General features: G+C 33.3%; 14 protein-coding genes and 1 tRNA gene. All 15 read left to right on the plus strand.

Going from position 1 to position 16629, the window contains the following annotated elements:
- Window positions 1-9 precede the first annotated feature (9 nt).
- Complete coding sequence (gene mraY / locus JE46_RS07215; RefSeq protein WP_031454589.1) at window positions 10-1239, plus strand: phospho-N-acetylmuramoyl-pentapeptide-transferase; 1230 nt, start codon at window positions 10-12, stop codon at window positions 1237-1239.
- Window positions 1240-2571, plus strand: a complete 1332-nt coding sequence (murD, locus tag JE46_RS07220) for a UDP-N-acetylmuramoyl-L-alanine--D-glutamate ligase (RefSeq protein WP_031454590.1) — start codon at window positions 1240-1242, stop codon at window positions 2569-2571.
- Between the two features lie 81 nt (window positions 2572-2652).
- Window positions 2653-3966, plus strand: a complete 1314-nt coding sequence (locus tag JE46_RS07225) for an FtsW/RodA/SpoVE family cell cycle protein (RefSeq protein WP_031454591.1) — start codon at window positions 2653-2655, stop codon at window positions 3964-3966.
- A gap of 46 nt (window positions 3967-4012) precedes the next feature.
- Entirely contained in the window at window positions 4013-5098 is a 1086-nt protein-coding gene (gene murG, locus JE46_RS07230) for an undecaprenyldiphospho-muramoylpentapeptide beta-N-acetylglucosaminyltransferase (RefSeq protein ID WP_031454592.1), read from the plus strand.
- 142 nt (window positions 5099-5240) lie between these two features.
- Window positions 5241-6590 carry a UDP-N-acetylmuramate--L-alanine ligase gene (gene murC / locus JE46_RS07235; protein WP_031454593.1) on the plus strand — a complete coding sequence of 450 codons (1350 nt, stop codon included), beginning with the start codon at window positions 5241-5243 and terminating at the stop codon, window positions 6588-6590.
- On the plus strand, window positions 6577-7299 hold the full coding sequence (locus JE46_RS07240) for a cell division protein FtsQ/DivIB (protein WP_031454594.1): 723 nt from the start codon (window positions 6577-6579) through the stop codon (window positions 7297-7299). Before murC ends, JE46_RS07240 begins: the two co-directional genes overlap by 14 nt.
- Before the next feature lie 6 nt (window positions 7300-7305).
- A complete protein-coding gene (gene ftsA, locus JE46_RS07245) occupies window positions 7306-8715 on the plus strand; it encodes a cell division protein FtsA (protein ID WP_031454595.1) in 1410 nt (469 codons plus the stop codon).
- A 73-nt stretch (window positions 8716-8788) separates the two neighbouring features.
- The gene (gene ftsZ / locus JE46_RS07250) at window positions 8789-10774 is read left to right on the plus strand and encodes a cell division protein FtsZ (protein WP_031454596.1); all 1986 of its coding nucleotides are present in this window, start codon (window positions 8789-8791) and stop codon (window positions 10772-10774) included.
- A 212-nt stretch (window positions 10775-10986) separates the two neighbouring features.
- Window positions 10987-11436, plus strand: a complete 450-nt coding sequence (locus tag JE46_RS07255) for a GatB/YqeY domain-containing protein (RefSeq protein ID WP_031454597.1) — start codon at window positions 10987-10989, stop codon at window positions 11434-11436.
- Between the two features lie 41 nt (window positions 11437-11477).
- Window positions 11478-11551: transfer RNA gene (locus JE46_RS07260), tRNA-Arg, on the plus strand.
- 218 nt (window positions 11552-11769) lie between these two features.
- Window positions 11770-12093 (plus strand): hypothetical protein, encoded by a 324-nt coding sequence (locus JE46_RS07265; RefSeq protein WP_031454598.1) that lies wholly within the window; start codon window positions 11770-11772, stop codon window positions 12091-12093.
- Window positions 12068-12778: a TauD/TfdA family dioxygenase gene (locus JE46_RS07270; protein ID WP_031454599.1), complete on the plus strand. Its 711-nt coding sequence runs from the start codon at window positions 12068-12070 to the stop codon at window positions 12776-12778. Before JE46_RS07265 ends, JE46_RS07270 begins: the two co-directional genes overlap by 26 nt.
- A 408-nt stretch (window positions 12779-13186) precedes the next feature.
- Window positions 13187-14005, plus strand: coding sequence for a lysophospholipid acyltransferase family protein (locus JE46_RS07275; protein ID WP_051872833.1), 819 nt, complete (start codon window positions 13187-13189; stop codon window positions 14003-14005).
- A gap of 637 nt (window positions 14006-14642) precedes the next feature.
- Entirely contained in the window at window positions 14643-15197 is a 555-nt protein-coding gene (locus tag JE46_RS07280; RefSeq protein ID WP_035136434.1) for an RNA polymerase sigma factor, read from the plus strand.
- 67 nt (window positions 15198-15264) lie between these two features.
- Window positions 15265-16452: a FecR family protein gene (locus tag JE46_RS07285; protein ID WP_051872834.1), complete on the plus strand. Its 1188-nt coding sequence runs from the start codon at window positions 15265-15267 to the stop codon at window positions 16450-16452.
- Window positions 16453-16629 lie beyond the last annotated feature (177 nt).

Consider the following 16629-nt stretch of genomic DNA (forward strand, 5'->3'; position numbering starts at 1 on the left):
TAGAAAAATATGCTATACTATTTATTTGAATATTTTGACAAAACATTAGATATAAGCGGAACGGGAGTTTTTCAGTATATCACTTTTAGATCGGCTTTGGCATTCATGCTTTCGCTGCTTTTGTCAACTATTTACGGAAAAAGAATTATCAATTTTTTGCGTAATCAGCAAGTTGGTGAAACAGTGCGTGAGTTAGGTCTTGCAGGTCAGAATGAGAAAGCAGGAACTCCTACAATGGGAGGACTTATTATCATTTTTGCAACACTGGTCCCCGTTTTGTTATTTGCACGATTGCATAATATTTACATCGTATTGCTTATTGTAACAACTCTTTGGATGGGTACAATTGGGTTTGTTGATGATTATATTAAAATATTTAAAAAAGATAAGCAAGGTCTTAAAGGGATTTTTAAAGTTATTGGTCAGGTAGGTCTTGGAATTATTGTTGGGGCTGTTTTGTATTTTAATCCGGCTGTAACGGTAAGAACAGATACCGGAAGAACAAGTGTCTATAAAAATGTAAGTTCAACGGTAGTTTTGCCAGCTCCGGTTGAAGAAAAATCAACAGCAACAACAATTCCGTTTGTGAAAAACAATGAATTTGATTATGCCGAAATTCTGTCCTTTATGGGAGAAGGATACGAAAAATGGGCATGGTTAATCTTTATTCCGGTTGTTATTTTTATTATCACAGCTGTATCAAACGGAGCAAATCTAACTGACGGAATTGATGGTCTTGCTGCGGGAACTTCGGCGATATCCGTTCTCGCGCTCGGGATCTTTACATTTGTTTCGGGGAATATTATTTTTTCAAATTACCTTAATATAATGTACATCCCTAATTCGGGAGAGATGACCGTCTTTATCTCTGCTTTTACAGGTGCTTTGATTGGGTTTCTGTGGTATAATTCCTTTCCTGCTTCAGTTTTTATGGGGGATACAGGAAGTTTGACCATTGGAGGGATCATTGCTGTATTGGCAATTGCAGTTCGTAAAGAAATATTGATTGTTTTATTCTGCGGAATTTTCCTTGCAGAAAGTGCTTCAGTGATTATTCAGGTAGCCTATTTTAAATATACCAAAAAACGTTTTGGTGAAGGCCGAAGAATTTTTCTGATGTCTCCGTTGCATCATCATTATCAGAAAAAGGGATACCATGAGAGTAAAATTGTAACCCGATTCTGGATTGTTGCCATCATGTTAGCCATATTGTCAATCGTTACTTTAAAGTTAAGATAGATGAGGCTGGTGGTTTTAGGAGGGGGAGAAAGTGGTGTAGGTACTGCTATCCTCGGAAAGAAAAAAGGATATGATGTTTTTGTATCTGATTTTGGAAAGATAAAAGAAAGTTATAAAGAAGTTCTTATCATTAATAAAATTGCATGGGAAGAGGAACAGCATACTGAAGATTTAATTCTGAATGCCGATGTAGTAATGAAGAGCCCGGGAATTCCTGAAAAATCCCCGATAGTAAAAAAGCTTATTGCGGCAGGAGTTAAAGTGATTTCGGAAATAGAATTTGCCAAACCTTTTACAGAAGCATTGACAATTGGAATTACCGGAAGTAATGGTAAAACGACCACAACAATGCTAACGCATCACTTGCTAAAATCAGCAGGTTTAAATGTTGGTTTGGGAGGAAATATAGGAAAAAGTTTCGCCTGGCAGGTAGCAGAAAATAAATACGATGCCTATGTTCTGGAATTAAGCAGTTTTCAGCTTGATGGAATAATAGAATACAGACCAGATATAGCAATTATAACCAATATCAGCCCGGATCATTTAGATCGTTACGAATATAAATATCAAAATTATATTGATTCAAAGTTCAGAATAACAATGAATCAGACCGAAAACGATTATCTTATTTATGATGCAGATGATGAAGCAATCACAGAGTGGTTGAAAAATAATAAAACAAAAGCAAAATTAATTCCTTTTTCATTATCTAAAGAATTCGGTGAAGGAGCTTACATAAAAAATAACAAAATGGAAATAAACATCAACAACGAAGAGTTTACAATGGAAACAGAATACATTGCGTTAGAAGGAAAACATAATTTAAAAAATGCAATGGCAGCAAGCTCTGTAGCAAAGTTGATGCAAATTAGAAAAGCAACAATTCGAGAAAGTTTATCAAATTTTCAAGGTGTTGAACACCGTTTAGAAAAAGTTCTTAAAATTCAGAATGTACAATACATAAATGACTCAAAAGCAACAAATGTAAATGCTACTTTTTTTGCATTAGACAGTATGAATGTTCCAACTGTCTGGATTGTAGGTGGTGTTGATAAAGGAAATGATTATAACGAATTAATGTCACTAGTTCGTGAAAAAGTAAAAGCAATTATTTGCTTAGGAATTGATAATCGAAAAATTATCGAAGCTTTTGGCAACGTTGTGGATATCATGGTTGAAGTAAATAATATGAATGACGCCGTAAAAACAGCACAACGATTAACTGAAAAAGGAGATGCTGTTTTATTGTCCCCAGCCTGCGCAAGTTTTGATTTATTCGAAAACTACGAAGACAGAGGAAAACAATTCAAACAAGCGGTGCACAACTTGTAGAAAAAAATAGTTTCAAGTTTCAGGTTTCACGTTAAGTGGCAACTTGAAACTTGAAACAAGAAAAAACTTGAAACTAAAGACATGAAGGAGTTAGTAAACAAATTAAAAGGAGATAGGGTAATATGGTCATTCGTGGCTTTATTGGCATTGTTTTCGTTTATGCCTGTTTTTAGTGCGAGTAGTAATTTAGCTTATATAGGTCATGGAACGGGAAATACTTTAGGGTATCTTGTAAAACATCTGGCGCATATTTGTATTGGATTTTTGATCATTTATTGGGTGCACAAAGTGCCGTATCATTATTTCAGGGCTATATCAAAAATTGCATTGCCTGTAGTCTGGTTTTTATTACTTTATACTTTGTTGAAAGGAACTGTAATTGCCGGAGCAAATGCAAGTCGTTGGATTCAGGTACCATTTATTGGGATCACCTTTCAGACTTCAACTTTAGCTTCTATTGTTCTTTTTATTTTCGTAGCGCGTTATTTGTCAAAAACCAAAGAAGAAAACGAACCTTTTCAGGTTTCATTAATACAGCTTTGGTTACCGGTTTTTATAACATTGGCGCTTATTTTACCGGCAAACTTTTCGACTACAGCGTTGATTTTTTGTATGGTTATGATGCTAACTTTCATTGGTAAATATCCATTAAAATATATCGGTTTTATTATTGGTTCAGGAATTGCAATGTTGGTGTTTTTTCTTTTGGTGGCGAAAGCTTTTCCGGATTCAAGATTCTTCAGTAGGGTATCGACTTGGGAAAGTCGTATTATGAATTTTACGACAGATAAACCTGATGAAGATGATTATCAAATCGAAAAAGCAAAAATTGCGATCGCTTCAGGAAGATTAGGTGGTTTAGGACCAGGTAAAAGTGTTCAGAAAAACTTTTTACCGCAATCATCTTCCGATTTTATTTATGCTATTATAGTTGAAGAATATGGTTTAGTTGGGGGAGTTTCAATATTGATTTTGTATCTGTTGCTGTTATTCCGATTTGTAATTGCATCTCATAAAGCAAATACTTTGTTTGGAAAATTAGTTGTTGTTGGACTTGGTTTTCCGATGATATTTCAGGCAATGATCAATATGGCTGTTGCGGTCGAATTATTACCGGTTACAGGACAAACGCTTCCACTGATAAGTAGTGGAGGTAGTTCGATTTGGATGACTTGTTTTGCTCTTGGAATTATTATAAGTGTGACAAAAAAAGAAGAAGAAATTGCAGAAGAAAGGGAAGAGAAGGAAAAACGAAAAGAAGCACTTCAACGATTAATAGATAAAGAATTGGCTGAAGAAGACTTACCGGCAGATGAAATTTATGAAGAAGAAGGATTGAGGTATTCTATTGAAGATAATTCCAGAAATCCAATGAATGCGGTATTAAATAAGTAAAATTTAAAAAGAGAATAGTTTTAAACACTATAACCTTTAGAATAATATGACAAAGTATAAATTCATACTAAGTGGTGGAGGGACAGGAGGACATATTTATCCTGCAATTGCGATTGCAAACGAGTTAAAATTACAATTTCCTGATGCCGAGTTTCTTTTTGTAGGTGCCAAGGATAAAATGGAAATGCAAAAAGTACCTCAGGCAGGTTACGAAATAAAAGGACTTTGGATTGCTGGTTTACAAAGAAAATTGACATTGCAAAATTTGATGTTTCCTTTAAAATTAGCTTCTAGTTTATTAGAGTCAAGAAGAATTATCAAACAATTTAAGCCAAACGTGGTTATAGGAACAGGTGGTTTTGCCAGCGGACCTTTACTGCAGGCAGCTGGTTCGGCAGGGATACCTACAGTAATTCAGGAACAGAATTCGTTTCCGGGGATTACAAATAAATTGCTAAGCAAAAAAGCAAATGCAATTTGTGTTGCATATGAAAATCTAGAGCGATTTTTTCCAAAAGAAAAAATAGTTCTTACGGGAAACCCTGTTCGTCAGGATTTAATTGATATTGATAGTAAAAGAGAAGAAGCGATTTCTTATTACGGTTTAGATCCTAATAAAAAAACATTGTTGGTTTTAGGAGGAAGCTTAGGTGCCAGAAGAATTAATCAGTTAGTTGAAAAAGAATTGCAAAATTTTGTTTCGCAAGATATTCAGTTGATTTGGCAGTGTGGAAAATTATATTTTGAGGATTATAAAAAACACAATCAGTCAAATGTAAAAGTGGTTGATTTTATTGAAAGAATGGATTTTGTTTACGCTGCTGCAGATGTAATTGTTTCCCGTGCAGGAGCATCATCGGTATCGGAATTATGTATTGTTGGGAAGCCAGTAATTTTTATTCCGTCTCCAAATGTAGCTGAAGACCATCAAACTAAGAATGCTCAGGCTATTGTAGATGCAAAAGGAGCAATTTTACTGAAAGAAGCAGAATTGGAAACTCAGTTTAATATTGTTTTTGAAGCTTTAATAAAAGATCAGGGTAAACAAAAACAATTAAGCGAAAATATTAAAAAACTGGCTAAGCCAAATGCGACAAAAATTATTGTAAATGAAATTACAAAGTTGTTATAATATAACTTTAAACTATAATTATACAACACGAAAAACAAATCAGGACGTTATTTTTAGGCGTTTTGAGTTATTAAATAAAGAAAACATAAAAGCTTAATTACTAGTTTTTTAATTATGTAAATAGCTCAAAATTAAAATTGAAATGAATTTAAATCAAATACAAAACGTTTATTTTATTGGCATCGGAGGAATCGGCATGAGTGCTTTGGCCCGTTATTTTAAATATATCGGGAAAAAAGTTTCAGGTTACGATAAGACACCATCAATGCTAACAAATGAATTGATGGAGAGTGGTATCGATATTCATTTTGAGGATAATATTAATTTGATTCCGCATGATTATTTTGTAGAAAATACATTAGTCATTTTTACACCGGCTGTTCCAATAACCCATTCAGAATGGAATTATTTTATAGAAAGACAGTACGAAGTTAAAAAGCGTGCTGAGGTTTTAGGAATTATTACCAGAGATACTTTTAGTTTTGCAGTGGCCGGAACACACGGTAAAACAACAACATCCAGTATTTTAGGGCATATTTTATATGAAAGCGGTGCGGATGTTACAGCTTTTGTAGGCGGAATTGTTGAGAATTACAATTCCAATTTGATTGGAACAGGAAAGACAGTTACAGTTGTAGAAGCAGATGAATTTGACAGGTCATTTTTGCACCTTCATCCGGATATAGCCTGTATAACTTCTATGGATGCCGATCATTTGGATATTTATGGTACAAGTGATGCAATTGAAGCTTCGTTTGTTGAATTTGCTTCTAAAGTCGAAGATGTAAATAAGCTGTTTATAACAAAAGAATTGGCTCTAAATGGTGTTCAATGCGGCATAAATGAAAATGCTGTGTATAAAGCTTACAATGTTCGAATTGAAGACGGAAGTTATGTTTTTGATGTTCAGACTCCATCAGAAATAATGAAGGATCTGCGTTTTGGCTTGCCCGGAAAACACAATTTGATGAATGCATTAATGGCTATTGCAATGTCTAGAACTTATGGTACGCCTACAGATTCTATTGCAAAAGCACTTGCTTCATTTAATGGAATCAGAAGACGTTTTTCTTATCAGATTAAAACTGATAAATTAGTATATATTGATGATTATGCACATCATCCAACAGAAATAAATGCTGTTCATCAGGCAGTTAGGGAGTTGTATCCGGGTAAAAAAGTACTGGCTGTTTTTCAGCCGCACTTATTCAGCCGCACAAGGGATTTTGCTGATGGGTTTGCTGAAAGCCTGTCTCAGTTTGATGATGTACTATTAATGGATATATATCCGGCACGAGAATTACCAATGGAAGGAATTACATCGTCCTGGCTGTTGGAAAAAATGACGAATCCGAACAAAAGAATTGTTGCTAAAGAAGATTTATTGGCTGCTGTCAAAACCAGTGATGCGCCAATAATTGTGACAATAGGGGCTGGTGATATTGGTGAAATGGTGCCTTCAATTAAAAAGATGCTAAATGAAAATATTTAACTGGACAAACATAAGATTAGTACTTATTTTCGGACTTGTTTTGTTTCTGTATTCGTTTGCGCAACATCGAAACGGAGATCGAAAACTGAAGAAATCCATGGTGGTTTTTGTAGGAGATAATATGCTTTTTGTGAAGCCTGAAACGGTTAATAAATTGTTGATAGAAAATAAAAGAGACGCTTCCAGTATCCGAAAAGATGAGTTAGATTTGAATAAAATAGAAAAAAGCCTTGATACGCAAGAGATGATTGAAAAGTCAGATGTTTTTGTAAGTATCGATGGAGTTCTCAAAGCGCGGGTAAAACAGAGAACACCAATAGTAAGAGTTTATGATGGTGCAAGCTCTTTCTATATTGACTATGAGGGAAATAAAATGCCTTTATCAGACAATTTTACAGCGCGGGTTCCTCTTGTTTCGGGAACAATAAATAAAAAAAATAACGAAGATTTAGCTGCCCTATTTCGCACAATTTATGACGATGCGTTTTTGAAAAAAAACATCATTGCAATCGAAATTATGCCTAATGGCAGCTTAAAAATGTTTAATAGAAATTATAATTACATCATTGATTTTGGAAGAACGATGAATGTTGATGAAAAATTCAGGAATTATAAAGCCTTTTTTCAAAAAGCAGTTTTAGATAGTTCGTTATATAAATACAATAAAATTGATCTCAGGTTTACGGAACAAGTAGTTTGCACAAAATAATAGAAAATGGAAAAAGATAACATTGCAGTAGGTCTAGATATTGGAACAACAAAAATAGTTGCCATGATAGGCAAGAAGAATGAGTATGGGAAATTGGAAATTCTGGGTATTGGTAAATCCAAAAGCCTGGGTGTTGCGAGAGGTGTTGTAAATAACATTACGCAAACCATTCAATCTATTCAGCAAGCTATTCTGGAAGCCGAAAATAATTCAGGATATAAAATTAAGGATGTAGTTGTAGGGATTGCCGGACAGCACATTAGAAGTATTCAGCATACAGATTATATCAGTCGTAGTAATCCTGAGGAAGTGATTGGCGAAAAAGATATTCAGCTTTTGATTGATCAGGTAAATAAACTGGCCATGTTACCGGGAGAGGAAATCATTCACGTTTTGCCTCAGGAATTTAAAATCGATGGGCAATCTGAGATAAAAGAGCCAATCGGAATGTACGGCGGAAGACTAGAATCAAGCTTTCACGTTGTAGTAGGACAAGCGTCTTCAATTAGAAATGTTGGAAGATGTATTCAGAGCTCAGGAATTGAATTATCCGGATTGACTTTAGAACCATTAGCTTCTGCAGATGCTGTTTTAAGTCAGGAAGAAAAAGAAGCTGGTGTTGCACTTATCGATATCGGTGGCGGAACAACAGATTTAGCCATTTTTAAGGATGGTATTATTCGTCACACTGCAGTTATTCCTTTTGGAGGAAATGTAATTACAGAAGATATAAAAGAAGGCTGTTCGATTATTGAAAAGCAGGCAGAACTTTTAAAAATAAAATTCGGTTCAGCATGGCCGGGGGAAAATAAAGATAACGAAATTGTTTCTATTCCGGGTTTGAGAGGAAGAGAGCCCAAAGAGATTTCACTTAAAAATCTATCTAAAATTATCCACGCTCGTGTTGTAGAAATAATAGAACAGGTTTTTGCTGAAATTAAAGCTTACGGGCATGAAGATCCACGTAAAAAATTAATTGCAGGGATTGTACTTACAGGCGGAGGGGCCCAGTTAAAACATATTAAACAGTTAGTAGAATATATCACAGGTATGGATACCAGAATTGGATATCCAAATGAGCATTTAGCAGGTAATTCAAGTGAAGAAATCTCTAGTCCGTTATTTGCAACTGCTGTTGGATTAGTAATGAATAGTATTGAAAACAGTACGCAAAGCGCTGTTAGAATGGAGGTTGTAAATGAGCAGCCAAGGGTGGTTTACAGAAATGTTCCTCCGGTAACGCAACAGCGATACGAAGTTGAAGAAAACTACGTTGAAAGAGTTGAAACTATTGAACAACCAAGAGAAGTTAAAAATAATGTTGTTGTAGAAGAATCTACCGAAATAAAAATCAGAAGATCATTTTTTGACAGATATGTCGATAAAATAAAAGATTTTTTAGATAACGCAGAATAAAGAAAAGGAATTACTATTGGCCCCAAGTCAAGAAGTAAAAAATGTATTAAATAAGAATTTCAAAACCAAAAAGATGATGAGCAACTCAGAATTTGGAAGTATTTCATTTGATTTACCAAAAAACCAATCAAATGTTATCAAAGTAATAGGTGTAGGTGGAGGAGGTAGCAATGCTATCAATCATATGTTTAAACAAGGTATTAAGGGCGTTGATTTCATCGTTTGTAATACAGATTCACAAGCACTTCAAAATAGTTCGGTACCTAACAAAATTCAGTTAGGAGTAAATTTAACAGAAGGTCTTGGAGCAGGTGCAAATCCTGATGTGGGACAACAATCGGCTATTGAAAGTATTGCTGATATCGAAAAGATGCTTGATCGTGGTACTAAAATGGTATTTATTACTGCAGGTATGGGTGGTGGAACCGGTACGGGTGCTGCTCCTGTTATAGCACAATTATCAAAAGAAAGAGAAATCTTAACGGTAGGTATCGTTACAATTCCATTTCAGTTTGAAGGAAAGGTACGTCAGGAACAAGCGCTTATAGGAATTGAAAAATTGCGTAAGCAGGTTGATTCGCTAATTGTAATCAATAATAATAAATTAAGAGAAGTATACGGAAATCTTGGTTTTAAAGCAGGATTCTCAAAAGCGGATGAAGTTTTGGCAACAGCCTCAAGAGGAATTGCCGAAGTAATTACGCATCATTATACTCAGAATATCGATTTACGTGATGCCAGAACGGTTTTGGCAAACAGCGGAACCGCTATTATGGGATCAGCAGTTTCAGAGGGTGACAATAGAGCTAAAGATGCTATAGTGTCTGCATTAGATTCTCCATTGTTAAATGATAATAAAATTACAGGAGCCAAAAACGTATTGTTGCTTATCGTTTCTGGATCTAATGAAATAACGCTTGATGAAATAGGAGAAATCAATGATCATATTCAGGCAGAAGCAGGTTATAATGCTAATATTATCATGGGAGTTGGTGAAGACGAAACTCTTGGTGAAGCTATTGCTGTAACTATTATTGCTACAGGTTTTGATGTTGAACAACAAAACGAAATAGTAAATACTGAGCCTAAAAAAATCATTCATACCTTAGAAGATGAGCAAAGAAGTGTTCATAATCTAACAAACAGGTCTCTTGCTTCTTTTGATTTAAATACTGAAACACCAGTAATAAAATCAGAGGGAAAAATTGTTTTTGATTTGATGGAAGATCCGGTTGTTGCTCCTGTGGTACAAACCCCGGTTGCTCCGGTACTTACACCAACAATTAATCAGGAAGAATTAGTGGTGATGTCAGAGTTTATCAAAAATCTTGATGTAACTTTTGAAATCGTTTCACCAATTACAGATATTGATTTTACTATTTCAAGTCCGGAAGTGCAATCTTTTCAGGAAACGAAACAAGTTGAGCAAAGAGTTTTCGAAAGACAAGAGCAGACTGCTTTTTCTTTTGATTTGCCACTTTTTAGAGCTGAACCTGAAGTAAAAAAAGCACCGCTGGTTGTTGAGGATAATAAAATTTTATTTGAATTGACAAATGAGACTCGTAATATAAAAGTAAACGAGCCAGTTTCATTTGTGCCGGTAACAGAACTTTCTGAAAATGGAATCATCAAATATTCACTGGAAGAATATATGGAGGTTGAGAATGATTTAATGGGTTCAAAACCAGTTGAAAAAGTGATAGAAAATGTAGTTCCGGAAGAATTGAATATCACATTGAAACCAAGAGGTGATTTTGAAAGCCAACCTGATTTTACAACTACTTCAGAAGTTTCTCCTCTGGAATTGACAATTGAAGAAACTCTGCGCTTAAGAGCTGAGGAAAGAAGAAAGAAATTAAAAGAATTTAATTATAAATTTCATAATAACGTTTCGAGAATTGATGAGCTTGAAAAAGAGCCTGCTTACAAAAGATTAGGAATCGATTTATCTAATTCACAGTCAAATAACACTAATTCCAGAATCTCAGTCGGAACAGATAGTAATAATGATTTGCAATTGCGTTCAAATAATTCTTTCTTACACGACAACGTAGATTAGTTTTAAAAATCATAATATTTGGATAGCCCGAAAATTGGATTTAATTTTCGGGTTATTTTTTTTATCTTCGCACAGAATTTAGAATTTGACTTTTTGAATAGCTATTTAAAAATATTTAAAATGGATGTATTAATCAGTGCAAACCAAGTCAAAACAATTCCAAATGAATAGGATAAGCATCAACTAAGCTTATTTAAATAAAATAATTAAAGATGAGTTTACAAGTACAAATCATGGATGAGATTAAAACTGCCATGAAAGCAAAAGATACAGTAGCATTAGAGTCATTAAGAGCCATTAAATCTGAATTATTATTAGCTTCAACTGCATCTGGTTCTAAAGAAGAATTGTCAGAAGATGAAGAAATTAAATTACTTCAGAGATTAGTTAAAACACGTAAAGAAAGTGCTCGAATTTTTACAGAGCAAAACCGTCCTGATTTAGCTGAACCAGAATTGGCTCAGGTTGCGGTAATAGAGAAGTTTTTACCAGCTCAGTTAAGTGAAGAAGAAGTTGAAGTTATTATCGCTAAGATTATTGCTGAAACCGGAGCTTCAGGTATTGCTTCAATGGGCAAAGTAATGGGATTGGCGTCTGCTCAATTGGGCGGAACTGCCGAAGGAAAAACCATTTCTGCAATTGTGAAAAAATTATTAGTTTAAATTAATAATTAAGATAATACAATCTAAATTATTACAATACTGACTGCGTAGTTCAACTGGATAGAATATCAGATTTCGACTCTGAGGGTTGCAGGTTCGAACCCTGTCGCGGTCACTATAAGTTTTTTTAAAGCCTGAGAATACATATTCTCAGGCTTTTTTTGTAGTTTGATTTTTTTCTCATTTTTTTTATTTTTATAAAATCAGTGGTTATGATAAATTTTGGCCCGAACCAGCGAAAGTGTAGCTATTTTTTATAATGCTTTTTATAGATAAAAATATTTATATTAGCCAGAAAATTTAAGTAAAAGCTAAGTAACTAAATACGAAGAGATGAAAATTGAATTTTTTTCAGAGTTGAATGATTACAACCAAGTCCCAGTAATTTTAAATGTTCTTGATATTAATGAAAGCTTTACAATTGGAGAACTCTTTTCAAAAATCCATGAAATGACTGAAATTCCGGTTTTCAGAGAGTTAAAATGGGGTGGGAATGTAGAGAAAATATCCTGTAGTTATTATTATAAATCAGGAAATGAATTTGGAGAATTTACAATTATTGAGAATTTAAATCAAAAAATTAATAGTTTTCCGAAAAATGGATTTAATAATGAATTAAGCTTATTTATTGATGGAGGTATTGGACTTGTTAATTAGTTTTGATTTTGAAAAAGATTTTAATCCTCAAAATATAATTAAAACATTACAAAAAGGGGAAACTATAGTTCTCATAGAAAACTTCCCTTTATTAGATCATGAATTTCAATCATTTATCAATAGTATTGGAGATTCTGTAAAAGAAAATAGAAACAATTGTAGGCAAGACATTTTTGATGTCAAAATATCTAAGCAAAATAATTTTTTCACTTCTATTGCTGCTTCTGCTTTTTCCTTTCCTTTACATACTGATTGTGCTGATTTTGATGTAATTCCAAACTGTGTAGGTTTTTTATGCGTCGAGCCAGCCATCAAGGAACAAGGTGCAAATAACTTTGTTTTTTTAAGAAAAATAATAAATCAATTATCTGAAAATGTAATCCATAATCTATTACATAAAAAATGGAAATTCCGAAATCAGTATAGAAGTATTTTAAGTGGCAACAATGGCAACTATCACATTTGTTATGATAGAATAACTATGGAATCATTTTCCGAAATCAATGAGAAGGAAATTGAAGAACTAAATAATTTGGACAAAATTTTTGAAGCTAATTCGTTTAAAATTAAATTAAAAAAGCAAGATTTAGTATTATTCAGAAATGATTTACTACTGCATGGACGAGACGAAATAGATATAGACTCAAAAAGATTAATCAAAAGAATAAGGTTTAATATGAATTAAAAAGAGCAGTTCTCAATTTTTAATTAGAATATTAAAATTTCATTTGAAGTTTTCAAATCTTCAAGCAAAAGGTTTGTATTCGGTCCTTCTAAGGTCGCAAGAAAGGTAAAATACATTATGTGTTTTACCTTTTTTTTATTTCTATAATTACAAAGACAATATTAAGAAATCCGTACTTTTCATAATTGTTTTATTTACTTATTGAACTTTCGCATGTAAAATCGAGTATCTTTACTCACGATTGCGATAAAGAATATGCAGATGATTAACCATCTCTCCCTTTCATAACACAAAATTCTTGTTTCTAGTCATAACGTTATAGTAAACAAGATTTATCAATAACCATTGCTAGTTTTAGTTCTTTTTAGGTTTATTAGCTTTCGTATTCAACCTTAACCGTTACAACATATGACACTGATATCTAAAGAAAAATTTTCTGAAGCTGCTGGCCTTTCTAAAATTCCTATCCCGGGATTATCTTCTTATTTAATGAAAGTAATGAAGATTAACAATTTAAATGAGGTTGTAAAAGAGGCTGGTAATCTTGAGGGCGCAGATTTTGCTAATTATGTTTTAATGAAAATTGGTGTAAAAGTTCAATTTGATCCTGCCGAATTATTAAACATTCCTCGTGAAGGAGCATTTATAGTTGTTGCAAATCATCCTTATGGAGGTATTGAATCATTGGCTTTATTAAGTACAATTGCGAAGATACGTCCTGATACATTGTATATGGGGAACTTTTTATTAAAGGAAATCCCAAATCTTGAGAAATGCATTATTGCGGTAAATCCATTTGAAAATGTGCAAAATTCTGCGAGTATTACGGGATTAAAAATGACACTCAAAACTTTATCAGAAGGTATTCCTGTTGCAATATTTCCCGCCGGAGAAGTTTCATCTTATGATTTTAAGACGAGTAAAATCACAGATCCGGAATGGCATCCTGTGGTAGGAAAAATTATCTGTAAAGCAGACGTTCCTATTTTACCTATATATTTTCATGGAAATAATGGTTTTTTATTCGGTATGTTAAAATCAATTCATCCCATGTTACAAACTTTAAAACTGATCTCGGAGCTCTTTAATAAACAAGGACATATTTTAAAGATGAATATCGGAGAGCCCATTTTTTTAACTAGAACTAAAGGTAAAGTCTCTGACCCTTTAATGTTAAAAAATCTAAGAAGCAAGCTATATGCTCTCAAAAATCAATTACATAATTAAGTGATTTAACTTCATTTAATTGTTGTTTAAATATTTTAAAATCAAGTATTTGTATTTTTTAATCTCTGTCAGCTTACTTAAAATCTGGAAATCTTCGAGAAAAAGTCTCGAATTTTGTGTCAAGGTGTTCACTAAAAGGACAAAGTCAGTTTTTCTGATTTGTTCTTTTTTGTTTTAGATGGAAATTATTGGTTGTAATTTTTGTACTTCTTTTGTCGGTTCTGTTTTTTTGGTACTTAAATCTTTTAAACGTAAATTTTAAAGTATATAAAAAAAGCAATGATGTGTGTTCCATGTAAATTACGGATTTTAGCTTCCCTTGTTTTTTAGGCTAACAGATCCTCTAATACTTTCCAGATTGTATTTTTTATCTGAAAATAATGAACAATTTGTGAAAAGCTTTTCCGGATTAATTTTCTGAAAAAGCTTTTCATTCTTATTGAATAATGTTCAGTTTTATTTGTTTGGGTAGACAGGTGATGAGTTGTCTCACATTGGTTAACGGTTAAAAAAATACTTTAATCTTATTCAGGCAATACAGCAACTTGAGGATTTATTAGATTTTATTAAGTCGAAATAGGTATATTAGCACCTTGATTCTCTAAAGTCAATAATACCACATTAACCCTTTGCATCCATGAAGCAAACTGATTCCGAAATATTAGTAAAACTAAAAAAAGGAGATGCTTCAGCCTACAAGATACTTTTTGATCAGTATTATGATACACTTTGTATTCATTCCATGAGATATTGTGACTCCTATGATATGGCGCAAGACATTGTTCAGGATATATTCGTTGACTTCTGGAATGAAAAGCGTTATCTGAAAATTGAGGATTCGCTGGGTGCTTATTTACATAGATCCGTTAGAAACAATAGTGTTTTAGAAATGCGAAAACATTCAAAATTTGTTTTCGAAGAACTAGATGATGTAATTAATAAATTGATAGAAGACGAGATCCCTTTTGGTTTATCACCAGATCAGGAGTTAATGCGTTTGAAACAAGAAATTGACAAACTTCCCAATCAAAGTAAAGAAATCTTTAAGGCGATTGTACTTGATGATAAAAAATATAAAGAAGTTGCCGAATTTTATGGTATTTCTGTGAATACTGTAAAAACACAATATGGGAGAGCATTGAAAAAATTACGCAATTCTCCGCTTTTGATTGCATTATTAATGTTAAAATAAAAAAAAGTTTAATTTTTTGTCACCCATTTTTATTCTTTTGTTATCATATAAGTAACAATAGCTTAATATGGATAATTTAAATTCTACTATACTATCATTAATCGGATCCTATCTCTCTAAAGAGCTGGATCAGAAAGATTTTGATACACTTCAAAACTGGATTAATGAGAGTCCGGATAATGAACTTTTCTTTATAGAGTATGTAAAACTTTATAAAAAATCACGTCAGTTAGGATTCCAGAAAATTATCGATAAGAACAAAGCCTGGAAAAATATCCACCCGAAACTGAGTAATTTTCCACATACTGATTTATATGATTCAGAACCGGGAGTATTTAAGCTCAACTTTAACTTCCTAAGATATGCAGCAATCCTGTTAGTCCTTTTAGGTCTGGGATTTTATTTTTACAGTAGTACAGCTGATACTCAGGCAGTGCCTGCAGTAGTGCAGTCAGCACCAATTCAACCAGGAACCGATAAGGCTACTTTGGTATTAGGTAATGGTAAAATTATTGTTCTGGGGCAAGGCAATACCTATAATGCTGACGGAATTTCTGCGAATGGTAAAAACGTAGCTTATAAAGACAGCGATACTAAAATTGAATACAATTACCTGACTATTCCACGTGCAGGACAATTCTCATTGCAGTTGGCTGATGGTACTAAAGTTTGGCTTAACTCCGAGTCGCAGCTCAAATTTCCAAATCGTTTTATCAACGGCAAATCCCGCAATGTAGAATTGGTTTATGGTGAAGCTTACTTCGAAGTGTCACCAAGCACAGCTCACAAAGGATCTCACTTTAATGTAAAAGTAAAAGGCCAAAATGTTGAGGTGCTGGGTACACAATTCAATATTAAAGCCTATGCTGATGAGGCCAATATCTTCACGACGCTAGTCGAAGGTAAAGTAGAATTGTCAAATAATAAACAAGTTGTACAACTGCATCCTAACCAGCAGACTGTTCTAAACAAAGCATCCAATACCATGCAGACCAAATCGGTGGATGTCTATGACGACATCGCATGGAAAGACGGTGTGTTTAGTTTTCAAAGAAAATCATTAAAAGAAATAACGTTGATATTATCAAGGTGGTATGATATCGATGTGGTTTTTAAAAATCCGGGATTGCAAAACAAAGGATTTAATGGTTTGTTTGAAAAAAATCAGGGCATAGTAGAAATTTTAGAAACATTTAAAAAGTTAGGTGCTATATCGAAATACACCATTCGTGAGAAAACAGTTGTCCTGGAATAAAAATAATTAAGCAGGATAAAATATTAAAAAGTAAACCACAAAAAAAAGAGAACGAAGCTGAATCATTTGGCGGTGACAAACTTCGTATCTCTTCTATGAATAATTAATTAAACCAATGTCCAACTAATCAGAAACAAATTTATGAATTTTAATTTAAATTCAGCCAGTTCCCAATTT

This window comes from Flavobacterium chungangense LMG 26729 (assembly GCF_000735715.2).
GTDB classification, from domain to species: Bacteria; Bacteroidota; Bacteroidia; order Flavobacteriales; family Flavobacteriaceae; genus Flavobacterium; species Flavobacterium chungangense.